The sequence below is a fragment of the Rhizobium sp. CF122 genome, from assembly GCF_000282035.1.
Lineage (GTDB): Bacteria > Pseudomonadota > Alphaproteobacteria > Rhizobiales > Rhizobiaceae > Rhizobium.
On record NZ_AKKA01000079.1, the window covers coordinates 40,848 to 54,070 of the forward strand.

General features: G+C 58.0%; 15 protein-coding genes. 4 read left to right on the forward strand and 11 right to left on the reverse strand.

Annotation, left to right across the window (positions count from 1 at the left end):
- Position 1: 1 nt before the first annotated feature.
- The 6 genes from PMI09_RS19095 to PMI09_RS19120 form a co-directional block, all read right to left on the reverse strand.
- A complete protein-coding gene (locus tag PMI09_RS19095; RefSeq protein WP_007798068.1) occupies positions 2-670 on the reverse strand; it encodes a phosphoribosylanthranilate isomerase in 669 nt (222 codons plus the stop codon).
- Positions 671-744: 74 nt separating this feature from the next.
- A complete protein-coding gene (locus tag PMI09_RS19100; RefSeq protein ID WP_007798071.1) occupies positions 745-1,506 on the reverse strand; it encodes a M48 family metallopeptidase in 762 nt (253 codons plus the stop codon).
- 95 nt (positions 1,507-1,601) lie between these two features.
- The gene (locus tag PMI09_RS19105) at positions 1,602-2,036 is read right to left on the reverse strand and encodes a DUF2852 domain-containing protein (RefSeq protein WP_007798075.1); all 435 of its coding nucleotides are present in this window, start codon (positions 2,034-2,036) and stop codon (positions 1,602-1,604) included.
- A gap of 145 nt (positions 2,037-2,181) precedes the next feature.
- A complete protein-coding gene (locus PMI09_RS19110) occupies positions 2,182-3,459 on the reverse strand; it encodes a polyhydroxyalkanoate depolymerase (protein WP_007798078.1) in 1,278 nt (425 codons plus the stop codon).
- A gap of 206 nt (positions 3,460-3,665) precedes the next feature.
- Entirely contained in the window at positions 3,666-4,508 is an 843-nt protein-coding gene (locus PMI09_RS19115; protein ID WP_007798086.1) for a fumarylacetoacetate hydrolase family protein, read from the reverse strand.
- 95 nt (positions 4,509-4,603) lie between these two features.
- Entirely contained in the window at positions 4,604-5,557 is a 954-nt protein-coding gene (locus tag PMI09_RS19120) for a glutathione S-transferase family protein (protein ID WP_007798087.1), read from the reverse strand.
- 145 nt (positions 5,558-5,702) lie between these two features.
- Between PMI09_RS19120 and PMI09_RS19125 the strand changes: the two genes are divergently transcribed.
- Both PMI09_RS19125 and PMI09_RS19130 read left to right on the forward strand, forming a co-directional pair.
- Positions 5,703-5,999, forward strand: a complete 297-nt coding sequence (locus PMI09_RS19125) for a DUF2218 domain-containing protein (protein ID WP_443216193.1) — start codon at positions 5,703-5,705, stop codon at positions 5,997-5,999.
- Positions 6,000-6,019: 20 nt separating this feature from the next.
- Complete coding sequence (locus tag PMI09_RS19130) at positions 6,020-6,613, forward strand: nitroreductase family protein (protein ID WP_007798094.1); 594 nt, start codon at positions 6,020-6,022, stop codon at positions 6,611-6,613.
- Between the two features lie 69 nt (positions 6,614-6,682).
- Here the strand turns inward: PMI09_RS19130 and gyrB are convergent, their stop codons facing one another.
- From gyrB to PMI09_RS19155, 5 genes are all read right to left on the reverse strand, one after another.
- The gene (gyrB, locus tag PMI09_RS19135) at positions 6,683-9,118 is read right to left on the reverse strand and encodes a DNA topoisomerase (ATP-hydrolyzing) subunit B (RefSeq protein ID WP_007798097.1); all 2,436 of its coding nucleotides are present in this window, start codon (positions 9,116-9,118) and stop codon (positions 6,683-6,685) included.
- 134 nt (positions 9,119-9,252) lie between these two features.
- A complete protein-coding gene (locus tag PMI09_RS19140; protein WP_007798101.1) occupies positions 9,253-9,630 on the reverse strand; it encodes a helix-turn-helix domain-containing protein in 378 nt (125 codons plus the stop codon).
- Positions 9,627-10,190, reverse strand: coding sequence for a Smr/MutS family protein (locus PMI09_RS19145; RefSeq protein WP_037083545.1), 564 nt, complete (start codon positions 10,188-10,190; stop codon positions 9,627-9,629). The genes PMI09_RS19140 and PMI09_RS19145 overlap by 4 nt, the downstream gene beginning before the upstream one ends.
- On the reverse strand, positions 10,190-11,308 hold the full coding sequence (gene mltA / locus PMI09_RS19150; protein WP_007798106.1) for a murein transglycosylase A: 1,119 nt from the start codon (positions 11,306-11,308) through the stop codon (positions 10,190-10,192). Before mltA ends, PMI09_RS19145 begins: the two co-directional genes overlap by 1 nt.
- Positions 11,305-12,003 (reverse strand): Tim44/TimA family putative adaptor protein, encoded by a 699-nt coding sequence (locus PMI09_RS19155; RefSeq protein WP_007798109.1) that lies wholly within the window; start codon positions 12,001-12,003, stop codon positions 11,305-11,307. Before PMI09_RS19155 ends, mltA begins: the two co-directional genes overlap by 4 nt.
- Before the next feature lie 125 nt (positions 12,004-12,128).
- On the opposite strand from PMI09_RS19155, the gene PMI09_RS19160 reads away from it, so the two are divergent.
- Both PMI09_RS19160 and secB read left to right on the forward strand, forming a co-directional pair.
- Positions 12,129-12,617: an FxsA family protein gene (locus tag PMI09_RS19160; protein ID WP_007798113.1), complete on the forward strand. Its 489-nt coding sequence runs from the start codon at positions 12,129-12,131 to the stop codon at positions 12,615-12,617.
- A gap of 92 nt (positions 12,618-12,709) precedes the next feature.
- A complete protein-coding gene (gene secB / locus PMI09_RS19165; RefSeq protein ID WP_007798120.1) occupies positions 12,710-13,192 on the forward strand; it encodes a protein-export chaperone SecB in 483 nt (160 codons plus the stop codon).
- Positions 13,193-13,223 lie beyond the last annotated feature (31 nt).

Sequence of the window (13,223 nt, forward strand, 5' to 3'; positions counted from 1 at the left end):
CTCAACTCCCTGAGGCCGTTTCGGGTTGATTGGCCCTCTCGACCGCATCGAAAAACTCATCGATCATTGCGACGTTCTTGACGCCGGGTGCGCTTTCGACACCGGAGGACGCGTCGATCCCCGGCGCCTTCGTAATGGCAAGCGCCTCGGCAATGTTACCTTTGTTCAAGCCACCGGAAAGCATGTAATCCACATTGTCGTCAAGCCAAGTGAGCAGGCTCCAATCGAAGGAAACCCCGTTGCCGCCGGGCAAATCCGATCCTTTCGGCGGCTTCGCATCGAAGAGGAAGCGGTCGGCAATGCCGATATAGGCCTCGACCCGCTTCAGATCATCGGCCGTCCGCACAGAAAACGCCTTCATGACAGGTAGCCCGTAGATCGCCTTTATGGTCAGAACGCGCTCGGGGCTTTCGTCGCCATGCAGTTGCAGGATATCGGGTCTAAGGAGCGCTACGATTTCATCGAGATCGTCGTTGCTTGGATTGACGACGACAGCAACAATCTTGGCCTTGCCGCGGGCAGGCTCCGCAAGCTTGCCAGCAATGTCGGGCTCGACGTAGCGAGGGCTCTTCTCAAAGAAGATGAAGCCGATATGCGTGGCACCCCGCGCGAGGGCGCGATCGATTGTTTCAGCCGTCTTCAGCCCGCAGATTTTGATATCCGGTTTCATGGCAGCGAAGTGACACGAAATGCGATTGGAGTCGAGCCAAATCGCGACAAAAGCTGAATTTTAGAAGCCTTACGTCACTCGAAATCGATGGCATGAAGCTGGCTGCCATGGCGCTTCAACCAGGCCTTCGCCTCTTCCATGTGCGGGCAGAGCTTTTTGCAGAGCGCCCAGAAGCGCGGTCCATGATTCATCTCCTTGAGATGCGCGACTTCATGGGCCGACAGGTAGTCGACGACGGACGGCGGCGCCATGATGATACGCCAGGAAAAGCTCAGGTTTCCCTCCGACGAGCAGGAACCCCATCGACTGCGGGTGTCCTTCACGGCGATCGACCTGATCGGCGCATTAATCGAGCGGGCATGCAGTGTTGCCAGCCTCTCGAGATCGGCCCGCGCTTCCTTCTTCAGGAACGTGGCAATCCGGCGGCCGAGATGCTCAGGCATGCCGCTGACCTTCAACACCGGCTTGCCATCAACGACGATCGCTTCCGTCAGGCCGCGAAGGCTGCCGGTGTGGTGAATACGATGAGATGCGCCACGAATTAGAATGGTGCCACCGTCCCGCAGGCCACAGTCGCTCGAGAATTTGGCAAGTTTGGTGAGTAGCCAGCCCTGATGGCGGTCGAGGAAGGCGTTCACTTCACGTTGCGCCAACCCGCTCGGGATTGTCATCCTCAGGGCTCGTCCGCCTGGCTCGATGCGCAAGGTGATGCGGGTTGCCCGCTCGTGCTGCTTGATTGTCAGCGGCATCCGGCGGCCGGCCACTTCAAGCGTTCGCGTCTCGGGCGGAGCCGGTTTTCGAACGCTACGGCGTGGCTTTGCGAGGAGCGGGGACATCGGCATTTTCTACATGATTCGCTGGAATTGCGGGCAAAGAAAAGCCGGCATCGAGGATGCCGGTTCAAAGTTTCAGTGCTGAACAGTCCTGGGGATCACGGAGTCTGGTATTCTGCTACCGGACCGTTGTCGTCGCGCTTGGCGTTCTTGCGATCGCGCATGAAGCGGTCGAACTCTTCCTGATCCTTAGCGCGGCGCAGTTCGCGTACGTAGGAATCGAATTCCTCGCGCATTTCATCAAGCTTGCGACGCTCTTCTTCCAGCCGGTCGAGCTCGGCCTTCCGCCAATCGTCGAAGGCGACATTGCCTGTCGAGAAATGAGGGCGATAACGGCCATGCGAACGTCGGCAGCCGGCGAAGAATCCATCGGCGGTGCTGTTTGCATCACGCTTGAAACCGCGCAAACGCTCCCCAAAGATGATATAGGCGAGCATGGCGAGACCCAGAGGCCAGAAAACCACGAAGCCGAGGATCATCAGGGCAATGGTAGCCGGAGTCCAATCCGGCCGAAGCAATGCTGACTGGTTCATCGTGCGGTGTCCTCGCATTTTCCGCGCCCGGCGAGATGCCGAACGCTGGAATCGATGTGGTTACACCCCCAGCCAGCTTCAAGGCAGTCCGCGCCCAAATCGGACAACACTTTGAAATGAAATCACTAATTCAGATGCTCCTAAATCAGCCGGACTTTCCGCCCTTGATAACCCTCTTCACCACAGGCTTTCCCGTCCGTGCATGTTCCTTCACGAAGTTGACGATGCGCGGCGCGATTTCGCGACGGAAGCGCGATCCGTTGAAGACACCATAGTGGCCGACATCGGGTTGCAGGTAGTGCATGCGCATGTTCTCGGGAATGTTGACGCAGATCGTCTGGGCGGCCTTCGTCTGGCCGACGCCGGAGATATCATCGTTTTCCCCTTCCACAGTGAGGAGCGCCACATTGCGGATCGCGGCCGGATCGACAAGTTTGCCGCGGTGGAGCAACTCGCCCTTCGGCAAGGCATGTTTTTTGAACACCTGGTCAACCGTCTGAAGGTAGAACTCCGCCGTCAAGTCCATGACAGCGAGATATTCGTCATAAAAGTCGCGGTGCTTCTCGGCTGGCTCGCCGTCGTTCTTCACGAGATGCATGAAGAACTCCTTGTGGGCGATCACGTGCCGATCGAGGTTCATCGACATGAAGCCGGACAGCTGCAGGAATCCCGGATAGACGGGGCGCATGAAACCCGGCTGCGGCCATGGCACGTTCATAATCACATTGTCGGCAAACCACTCCAGCGGCCGTTCCTTGGCAAGCTGGTTGACGGCTGTCGGGTTGATGCGCGTGTCGATCGGTCCACCCATCAATGTCATCGAGGAAGGCGAAAATGGATCGTTGTCCGCCTCCATCACCGCAGCTGCAGCCAACACAGGCACGGAGGGCTGACAGACGGCAATCACGTGGGTATCCGGGCCGAGGAAGCGGAGCATTTCGATGACGTAGTCGACGTAATCATCGAAATCGAAGGTGCCTTCCGTCATAGGCACCATTCGCGCATCGATCCAGTCCGTGATGTAGATGTCGGCGTTAGGCAGCAACGCCTCGACCGTGCCGCGCAGCAGCGTCGCATAGTGGCCGGACATCGGCGCAACGATGAGAATGCGCGGATCAGTCGTATGAACGCTTGGAACGTTGCGCGCGAAATGAAGCAGATTGCAGAAAGCCCGCGACCATACGACCTCTTCCCGCACGGCAACCTTTCGGTCGCCAATGACGGTGTCATTCAGATCAAACGACGGCTTGCCGTAACGGCGGGTCGTGCGCTCGAACATTTCGAGACTTGCCGCCATCGTACGCCCCCAGGGCGTCTGCGAAATAGGATTGAGCGGATTGGCATAGACCATGCGCATAATATCGGCAAAAGCACGATAAGGCGCCAATGCGGCATGGTTCAATTCGTAAAGCTGGTAAAACATGAGATGCGCCACCTTTCTCTAACCTGGAAGACGACGCCGATTGAAAAGGCATCGGATTCATTCCAACGACGTGCTGGCACCTCAACGCAGATTAACAGGTTTTTGTTGCGCAGCAACATTGCTATCCGCACCGCAAAAAGAAATGCCGGGAAAATCACCCCCGGCATGATGGTGCGCTCGAATGCTTAACGATTGCGAAATCGGGCTCAGCGATCGGCCAGGAAGGTCTGCTTTTGCGTGCCCAAGCCTTCGATACCGAGCTCCACCACATCGCCAGCCTTGAGGAAACGCGGCGGCTTCATGCCCATGCCGACACCCGGAGGCGTACCGGTCGAAATCACGTCGCCCGGATGCAGTGACATGAACTGGCTGAGGTAAGACACCACAAAGGCGACACCATAAACCATCGTTTTCGACGAGCCGTTCTGCATGGTTTCGCCATTAACTTTCAGCCACATGCCGAGGTTTTGCGGGTCGGCAATCTCGTCCTTGGTCACGAGCCAGGGGCCGATCGGACCGAATGTGTCGCAAGACTTGCCCTTAGTCCACTGGCCCGCACGCTCCGTCTGGAAGGCGCGCTCCGAGACGTCGTGGGAAACGCAGTAGCCGGCAACATAATCAAGCGCATCGGCTTCGCTAACATACTTCGCCGTCTTGCCGATGACGACGCCGAGCTCCACTTCCCAATCGGTCTTTTCCGAGCCGCGAGGGATCAAGACATTGTCGTTCGGCCCAACGATTGCCGATGTTGCCTTCATGAAGATGACAGGCTCCGGCGGGACCGTAGCACCGGTTTCAGCAGCATGGTCGGAGAAATTTAGCCCGATGCAGATAAACTTTCCGGTACCGGCAACGCAGGCACCAATGCGGCCAGGCAGGAGTTCCGGCAGGCTTTTCGGGTCGAGCGCCTTGAGCTTCGACAGGCCCTCAGGAGAAATCGCATCGCCGCCAACGTCCGAAACGTGGCCTGAAAGATCGCGGATCTTGCCATCGGAATCAAGCATGGCTGGCTTCTCCCGGCCAACTTCTCCAACACGCATAAGCTTCATAACATTTCCTCCTCAGCAAGATCGAAGTGTTGATCACCTATGAACGAGATATTCACCGGTGTCATTATGGCTTTTTGCCGAAGCGGTACGCCGCTTCAGAAAATTTCTGCCAGATCAGGCCCCGCCGGCACGATCCTCGTCGGGTTGAGGCTTTCGATTGAGTAATAGCCGCGCTTGATATGGTCGAAATTGACCGTTTCGACGACACCCGGCCAGTCGAGCATCCGCCGGCAGAAGCGGCGAAGATTGGCATACTCGGAAAGACGCCTCAGATTGCATTTGAACAAGCCGTGATAGGCGGTGTCAAAACGCACCAGCGTCACAAAAAGGCGAATGTCGCTTTCGGTTGGGTGGTCAGCAAACAAGAACGGCCGATCGCCAAGCTCTTTCTCCACGCAGTCGAGGCACTCGAACACGCCGGCAAACGCTTCTTCATAGGCGAGCTGCGTGGTGGCAAAGCCTGCACGGTAGACGCCGTTGTTGAGCCTCGAATAGATCCGCTCGTTGAAAGCATCGATCTTAGGACGGCGATCCGCGGGATAGAGATCGATCGGATGGCGAGCAAGATCGCCGAAACCATCGTTCATCATTCTCAGGATGTCAGCCGACTCGTTGTTGACGATCGTCCGCAGCTGCTTGTCCCAGAGCACCGGCACTGTCGCGCGGCCGGTAAAGTCGGGCGCAGCACTGGTATAGATCTCGTGCAGATAGGTTGCGCCCTGGATATGATCCTGCGTGGCGCCGGGATAGGCGCCAAAGCGCCAGCCCTGCTTCGTCAACGCCGGTTCAACGATGGAAACTGAGATGGCCGACTCCAGCCCTTTAAGCTTTCGGCCGATCAGCGTCCGTGACGGCCACGGGCAGATGTAGGCCACGTAAAGATGGTAGCGATCAGCTTCCGCCTTGAACCCAGCTTTCCCCGTCGGGCCTGCAGCACCGTCCCGCGTTACCCAATTGCGGAAGCTGGACGTCTGGCGAACAAAGCCGCCCTTCTCGTCCTTCGCCTGTACCGGCTGCCAATCTTCCGTCCACTTCCCATTTACGAGCAAGACGCTTTCCTCTGGTTGCTGATTTTGGCCAAACTTAGCGTGCCCTTACGCGCGTGGGAGGCCACTATTGTTGAAACAGACTGTCACCGCCTGCGGAGCAAAGCTCGCTTGCCAAGTCGATTGGATGGGGCCTAAGACAGGGCAGATGGAGCTTGATATGCCTGTTTCAACGTCTACGGTCGCCACCGCGCACGCCAGCAAGTACCTTCAGCAACTATGTAAGCACTGGAGCCACAAGTTTGCCGTGGAATTCACCGCGGAACATGGCCGCGTGCCCTTCAGCGACACGGCGGAGGTGACGTTTGCGGCTGATGCCAATGCACTTCACGTGACGCTATCGGTCGCCGAGCCGTCACAGCTTGAGCGATATGAAACTGTCGTCGCCGACCATTTGAAGCGATTTGCTTTCCGCGAAGAACTGCACATTACCTGGAATACCTGACAAACGCACTCGGAAGAGCCATGACAAAGAGCAATAATCGCGAATCCCAATGCCCGATCAATCCGTTGTTCTTGGAACGGTGGTCGCCGCGTGCCTTTACCGGCGAAGTGATCGATGAATCAGATCTCCTGACAATTCTGGACGCCGCGCATTGGGCACCGTCATCCGCCAACCAACAGCCCTGGCGCTTCATCTATGCGCTCAAGGGTTCCGAAGACTGGGACAAATTCGTCAATCTCCTCGTCGAATCCAATCAGGAATGGGCGAAGAACGCTTCGGCGCTGATCTACGTCGTCTCGAGGGGGTTCAGCGGCGATTTTTCCGAAGGACGGAAGAGCTACACGCACTCGTTCGACGCCGGAGCCGCGTGGGGCTATCTCGCCCTGCAGGCCCGGCTCTCAGGCTTCTACGCACACGGAATGGGCGGCATCAAACACGAGCAAATCCAGGAAACCTTTGCTATTCCCGAAGGCTATCGGGTCGAAGCAGGCGTGGCGGTGGGACGTCTTGCCGACAAGAGTGTGCTTTCGGAGCGTAACCAAGAGCGGGAAGTTCCGAGCCAGCGCAAGCCCCTTTCGGATATCGCCTTCCGAGGCAAGTTCATCGCGAACTAGTGTTCAAACAAAAACCCCGCGCTTCGGCGCGGGGCTTTTGATGCAACGTGCAGGGGAAACTAGTTCCACTTAGATGTCGAGGTTTGCAACGCTCAGCGCGTTGTCCTGGATGAATTCCCGGCGAGGCTCGACTTCGTCACCCATCAGGCGCGCAAACAGGCCATCGGCATCAGTCGCGTCGGCGACCTTGACCTGCAGCAGCGACCGAACGTTCGGATCGAGCGTCGTCTCCCAGAGCTGTTCGGCATTCATTTCGCCGAGACCCTTGTAACGCTGCATCGTCAGACCCTTGCGGCCGCTTGCAAAAATCGCATCCAGCAGCGCCCGTGGGCCGGAAATTTCCAGCTCACCGTCGCGTCGAGAGAGTGACGGCGGTGTCTGGTAGATCTCCTTCAGTCGAACCGACAGCTGATCGAGAAGCCGCGCGTCCTGCGAACCGATCAACGCCATGTCGAGCACGACGACTTCCTTCACGCCGCGCACCATGCGCTCAAGCTTGAGCCCGCCTTCGCTCGTCAGGCCGCCTTCCCAACCGCGCTCGGTTTCTTCAGCAATCAGATCAAGGCGTCGGGCAACCTCACCGGCGAGCTGTTCTGCCCTTGAGCGGTCGCTGACGGCTTCCGCATTGAGAGCGCCGGCAATCGCTGCCTGTTCGACGGCAGCGCGATTGTAGCGCGAGTGCAGATTGTCGAGCAGCGCACGGAGGCGCAATGCATCGCCGATCACTTCTCCAAGGTCCTGGCCGGTCCGCACCTCGCCGCTGCCGAGCTTCAAGGCAGCATCGTCCAGGCCTTGGCCGATCAGATAGTCCTCGAGGGCCTTCTCGTTCTTCACGTATTGGATCGATTTGCCGCGCGAGACCTTATAGAGCGGCGGCTGGGCGATATAGAGATGACCACGCTCGATCAATTCCGGCATCTGGCGGAAGAAGAAGGTCAACAACAGCGTTCGAATGTGGGCGCCGTCGACGTCAGCGTCCGTCATGATGATGATCTTGTGGTAGCGCAGCTTTTCAGCGTTGAACTCGTCCTTGCCGATGCCTGTACCAAGGGCGGTAATCAGCGTGCCGATTTCCTGGCTTGAAAGCATCTTGTCGAAGCGAGCGCGCTCGACGTTGAGGATCTTGCCGCGCAGGGGCAGGATCGCCTGGTTTTCACGCGAACGTCCCTGCTTGGCCGAACCACCTGCCGAATCGCCCTCGACAAGAAAGACTTCAGACTTGGATGGATCGCGCTCGGAGCAATCGGCGAGTTTGCCGGGCAGAGATGCAATGTCGAGAGCGCCCTTACGGCGGGTCAGTTCACGCGCCTTGCGGGCAGCTTCGCGCGCCGCGGCAGCTTCGACCACCTTGCCGACCAAAACCTTGGCTTCCGTCGGGTGCTCTTCCAACCACGTGCTTAGCGCTTCGCTGACGAGGTTCTCGACAACGGGGCGAACTTCCGAAGAAACCAGCTTGTCCTTGGTCTGCGACGAAAACTTGGGGTCCGGTACTTTGACGGAAAGAACGGCGGTCAGGCCCTCGCGGCAATCGTCACCAGTCAGCGTCACCTTTTCCTTCTTTGTGATGCCCGACGTATCGGCATAGGAGGTGATCTGGCGCGTCAGCGCAGCGCGGAAGCCAGCCATGTGCGTACCGCCATCGCGCTGCGGAATGTTGTTGGTGAAGCAAAGGACGTTCTCGTGGTAGCTGTCGTTCCACCACATCGCGACTTCGACGGTAATCCCATCCTTCTCGCCTCGGATTGCCACCGGCTTGTCGACGAGCGGCTTCTTGGCGCGGTCGAGATAGGAGACGAAGGCTTCCAGGCCACCGTCATAGATCATCTCTTCCTGCTTGAGATCCGAATGACGCTTGTCGCTCAGGAGGATGCGGACGCCCGAGTTCAGGAACGCGAGCTCGCGCAGACGATGTTCCAGCGTGCCGTAGTCGAATTCGGTCATCGTGAAGGTTTCGGAACTCGGCATGAAGCTGACTTCCGTGCCAGTCTCATCGCGAGCGTCGCCGGTCACTTTCAGCGGCGCATCGGCCACGCCATGCGTGAAGCTCATCTCGTGGATCTTGCCTTGACGGCGGATCTTCAGCCTCAGCCAGACGGAGAGCGCATTGACAACGGAAACGCCAACGCCGTGCAGACCACCGGAAACCTTGTAGGAATTCTGATCGAACTTACCCCCGGCATGAAGCTGCGTCATGATGACTTCAGCCGCCGACACGCCCTCGCCGGTATGAATGTCCGTCGGGATGCCGCGGCCGTTGTCGGTGACGGTGACCGAACCATCAGGATTGAGCGCTACGGTCACGATATCGGCGTGGCCTGCGAGCGCTTCATCGATCGCGTTGTCGACGACTTCGTAGACCATGTGATGAAGACCCGAGCCATCATCGGTATCACCGATATACATACCCGGGCGCTTGCGCACTGCATCAAGGCCCTTCAGAACCTTGATTGAGTCTGCGCCATATTCGGTGCTAACGCCGTTTTCCGTCGTGGGTATATCGGTCATACTTTTCGAGAATTTCCCTGTTGTCGGGGCTGAGGCGAGACTTGCGAATCACCTGCCTTTTACATGCCAGAATATAGGGTTTTTGATCACAGTTCCCAATGCCGGCGCGCTCAAACTGGCCATAAATCAGGGGATTATGACCGTTTTCCGTCCGCTTTTCTGCCGCTTTTAAGAATGTTCGTCAGTTCGCCGAGCGTCGCACGATCAAGATCCCGAATGCGACCCGCCAGAAGGTTCGCAAATGCGGTGTGTTCGGCCGATAGACCCGACGTATCGACAACCACCCGGGGGTCGGAAGAACGGGCCAAAAGGAAGAGTTCCTCTGCCTCGTCCCAGATGATGTTAAAGTAACCGGCGATCCGCTGGAGCAGATCGAAGGTTGGTAAGCCGCGCCGCCCATGTTCGAGGGCCGAGAGGTAGGCCGGAGAAACATTGAGAGCCGCAGCCATCTCTTTCTGGGAGACGCCCTTGCGCTCGCGCAGCTTGCGAACCGCCTCGCCGAACGGCGTCATGCTCTCTCTCCATGGCGACGCGACAGCCTGATGTAAAGAGCGCCCTCGCCCCCGTGATGCTGGGCCGCCGTTTCATAGGAAGAGATGAAATACCGAAACTCGGGCTTCGAAAACCACATCGGGACGGCGCGCTTCAGAGCACCTTCGCTGCCAAGCGAACTGCCCTTGCCGGTAATCACGAGGACATGTCTCATTCCCCGTTCATGGGCTCGCATCAGAAACTCGAGAAGCAGAATGTGAGCTTCGCTCTGGACCAGCCCATGCAGGTCGATCCGGGCCTCCAGCGGCAGTTGGCCCTTTGCGATCTTACGTTTGACGGGTCTTTCAAGCGGGTGGTGAACACCGGATCGCGATTTGGGAGCCGCAGGTGTAGCCGCCCCGCCCACACCTGCAGACGTCTGTTTCGCGCTTGCCGCCGTTTTCTTTTCTACCTCTGCCTCTGCCAGAAACGCATCGAGCTCGGCCAACTCATCCTTTTTGCCAGGCATTGGCCGTGTACTCCGCGCCACCTTACCCCAAAGTATCCTTTCATCGGCATTGAGTTTCCGGTCTCGTGCCATCAGGCGAACCTCGCCGCTGCCGCGTTGGGGAGCAGGATAGCGAAGTCGGCGTCATGGCGTACTGTTCCGGCAAGCTCTCCCGCCCGATCGCCGGATCCGGTGAAGATATCACCCCTCGCCGGACCGACGATCGCAGAGCCAGTATCGAGAGCAAGCATTAGCCGCGCGAACGGCTTGCCATCATCGAGATGGACAAGATTCTCGGAGCGAACGAAAAACGGAAAGCCGAAAGTATGAATGAGCCGATCGACGGCGAGCGAACGTCCGGCGATCAACGGCACTTTTGCCGCGGCAACAGGGCCGGCGTTCAGGTCTGCTGTCGGAACCTCACGGAAAAAAATGTAGGAGCGATTGTGCCAAAGAACCTCATCCACCTGATGGGGGTGGGCGTCCAGCCATCGCCGAATGGCCTGCATCGAAATCTCGGATCGTTCGATTTCTCCACGCTCGATGAGCAACTTGCCGATCGCCGAGAAAGGGTGGCCCGCCTTCGCGGCATAGCTAATACGTCCAATGCTGCCATCAGGGTAGCGTAAGCGCGCGGCGCCTTGAACATGGACGAAGAAGACATCGACCTTCGACTTTGCCCAAGCAATCTCCAGCCCCCTTCCTGCGAGGCATCCCTCATCGATCGCACGCCGATCCGGATAGGCTTCAATCCGGCCGTCGCTTAGCCTGCCGAAGGCGTAGCTGTCGGGCAGACATGCCGGACGATTGACCTCGTCAAGATCGATCAGCTCGTCGGGGCGACGATAGAAGGGAAAGCGATATTCATCATCCGTTACGGCTGAAACCATAATCTCAGGCTCGTAGAAGGCGGTGACGAAACCCGGACTGCCATCCGTCGGGCGAATTCTGAAAGGTCGACAGTGGGACTGGAAGAAGGCCCGGGCATCGGCTGCCGATGATATTTTCTCACTCTGAGCTGCCTCAAGCAACGGCAGCAGATCCTGCACCGCAAGCCCCAGTGAGCCAGTCCGATATGGCTTAATCTCATTGATCTGCCGCCGGCATGCCTCCATCGCTTCAAAAAGGCCGGAGGGATCATCATCCTTCCAGCCTTCCAGATCATCGAAGCCTATTGCTTGGAGGGCAAAGCCCGAGGTGTCTTCACTCATGTTTCCGATTCGGTGGCCACGAGTTTCCAGTTCGGATCGCGCGAGCGGGTATCGCGCGCAAACGTCCAGAGATCATTGATCTCAGCGACATTCTCTGCATCGCCGTCAATCAGCTTGTCAGCCTTGTCGTAAGTAGCCGAGATCAGCTGACTGACGATGCGAACCGTAATCTGAACCTCCGTGCCCTTGATCTCGGCGCTAGTGATTTCAGCCTTGTCGATACCGACAAAAGTAGATTTCACCTTCTCACCCTTGGATTCGCGATCAGCGATGGCAGCGTCGAAACCGTCATAGACTTCGCGCGACAAGAGGTTCTTCAGCGTCTTGCGATCACCGTCGGCAAACGCCATCACGATCATCTCGTAGGCCATGCGGGCGCCGTTCACGAATTCCTTCGGATCGAACGAGGAGTCGGCCTTATTGATTTCGCGAAGCGATTCGTTGAGCGCCGTGCCGGCTGGGGCAAAGGCATCAATCGCCGCAAAGCGGTCGTCTTCTTCGGTCGCATCACGACGCGGCAGTGTTACCACTTTTCCGGCGTCCGGAGACTCAGGTCCCACAGCATCGCGCGGCGTATAGAGATCGCGCGGGGGTTTCTCATTTCCCGTACGGCGACCGAGGACGCTGCGCAGCTGCAGAAAAATCAGCACCGCCGCCACCAAAAAAAACAATGTGATGAAGTCGTTTGAACCCATATCCCGCCGCAGCCGCTGTTAACATCCCTGATTTGTACTCCCATATAGTCCGCCTATACAGATGATTCAAATAGGGTCGGCAACGCGACCCTCCAACGGAGTCCGGCTCACGCCGGAATAAAACGATGCCCTTGAAGATCCTGCCTGGTTTTCTGCTGCTGCTTCCGCTCGCCGAGATTGCTGGTTTCGTGCTTGTCGGAAAGGCGATTGGACTTTGGCCGACGCTGGCGCTTGTCATTCTGAGCTTCATGCTCGGTATGGCCCTGCTCAGGCGCCAAGGCATCGGGATCCTCCGCCGTATGTCTGCCGAAGGGCGAAACGGCATGGTGCCCGGGCGTGAGCTGCTTCGCCCGGCGATGCTCGTGATCGCCTCTTTGTTGCTGATGATCCCCGGCTTCATCACCGACATCGTGGCGTTGCTGATCTTCATTCCTGCTGTGCGCGATCTCGCCTGGCAATATGTTAGCCGCCGTTTCGTTGTCGTGGGGTCAACGAGCGGCTTCAACTCGTCAAGACGCACCAAGGACTCCAAGATCGTCGACCTTGACGACGAGGATTATCGACGCGAACCCAACGACAACTCTCCCTGGTCAGGGAAGCATCTTGGCAAGTGATGAACCGTCCCAGCCGGCCGACTGGCCCAGGGTTGTAACACCATGTCCGAAATGATAGAGCGGCACCATCCAATGCCCTCGAGGAAAAGCCAATGGCCGACGAAAACAGCAATAACGGTGCAACGAGCCCGAGCCTTACTATCCTTGCCCAATACACCAAGGATCTCTCCTTCGAAAATCCGGGTGCGCCGCGTTCGCTGCAGGCGCGTGACAAGGCTCCGGCCATCAACATCAATGTCAACGTCAACGCCAATCCGCTCTCCGATACGGATTTCGACGTCGTTCTGTCTCTGAATGCCGAAGCCAAGGATGGCGATAAGACGGTATTCCATACCGAACTCGTCTATGGCGGCGTCTTCCGGATTGCCGGTTTCCCGCAAGAGCACATGCTACCGGTTCTCTTCATCGAGTGCCCGCGCATGCTCTTCCCGTTCGCACGTCAGATCATTGCCGATGTCACGCGCAATGGTGGCTTCCCGCCGCTGATGATTGATCCAATCGATTTCTCTCAGATGTTTGCGCAGCGGGTTGCCGAAGAGCAGGCGCGTGCCAAGGTCCAGACGACCACGAACTGACAGCGCGCGTATAACACGCTAGAACGAAACG

Bases quoted from the DNA above. Each gene is read 5' to 3' on its own strand.
- PMI09_RS19105 (WP_007798075.1), bottom strand. From the start codon at position 2,036: ATGAACCAGTCAGCATTGCTTCGGCCGGATTGGACTCCGGCTACCATT.
- PMI09_RS19130 (WP_007798094.1), top strand. From the start codon at position 6,020: ATGACAAAGAGCAATAATCGCGAATCCCAATGCCCGATCAATCCGTTG.
- PMI09_RS19095 (WP_007798068.1), bottom strand. From the start codon at position 670: ATGAAACCGGATATCAAAATCTGCGGGCTGAAGACGGCTGAAACAATC.
- PMI09_RS19100 (WP_007798071.1), bottom strand. From the start codon at position 1,506: ATGTCCCCGCTCCTCGCAAAGCCACGCCGTAGCGTTCGAAAACCGGCT.
- PMI09_RS19140 (WP_007798101.1), bottom strand. From the start codon at position 9,630: ATGACGCCGTTCGGCGAGGCGGTTCGCAAGCTGCGCGAGCGCAAGGGC.
- PMI09_RS19145 (WP_037083545.1), bottom strand. From the start codon at position 10,190: ATGGCACGAGACCGGAAACTCAATGCCGATGAAAGGATACTTTGGGGT.
- PMI09_RS19155 (WP_007798109.1), bottom strand. From the start codon at position 12,003: ATGGGTTCAAACGACTTCATCACATTGTTTTTTTTGGTGGCGGCGGTG.
- gyrB (WP_007798097.1), bottom strand. From the start codon at position 9,118: ATGACCGATATACCCACGACGGAAAACGGCGTTAGCACCGAATATGGC.
- PMI09_RS19115 (WP_007798086.1), bottom strand. From the start codon at position 4,508: ATGAAGCTTATGCGTGTTGGAGAAGTTGGCCGGGAGAAGCCAGCCATG.
- PMI09_RS19160 (WP_007798113.1), top strand. From the start codon at position 12,129: ATGCCCTTGAAGATCCTGCCTGGTTTTCTGCTGCTGCTTCCGCTCGCC.
- PMI09_RS19125 (WP_443216193.1), top strand. From the start codon at position 5,703: ATGGAGCTTGATATGCCTGTTTCAACGTCTACGGTCGCCACCGCGCAC.
- PMI09_RS19110 (WP_007798078.1), bottom strand. From the start codon at position 3,459: ATGTTTTACCAGCTTTACGAATTGAACCATGCCGCATTGGCGCCTTAT.
- secB (WP_007798120.1), top strand. From the start codon at position 12,710: ATGGCCGACGAAAACAGCAATAACGGTGCAACGAGCCCGAGCCTTACT.
- mltA (WP_007798106.1), bottom strand. From the start codon at position 11,308: ATGAGTGAAGACACCTCGGGCTTTGCCCTCCAAGCAATAGGCTTCGAT.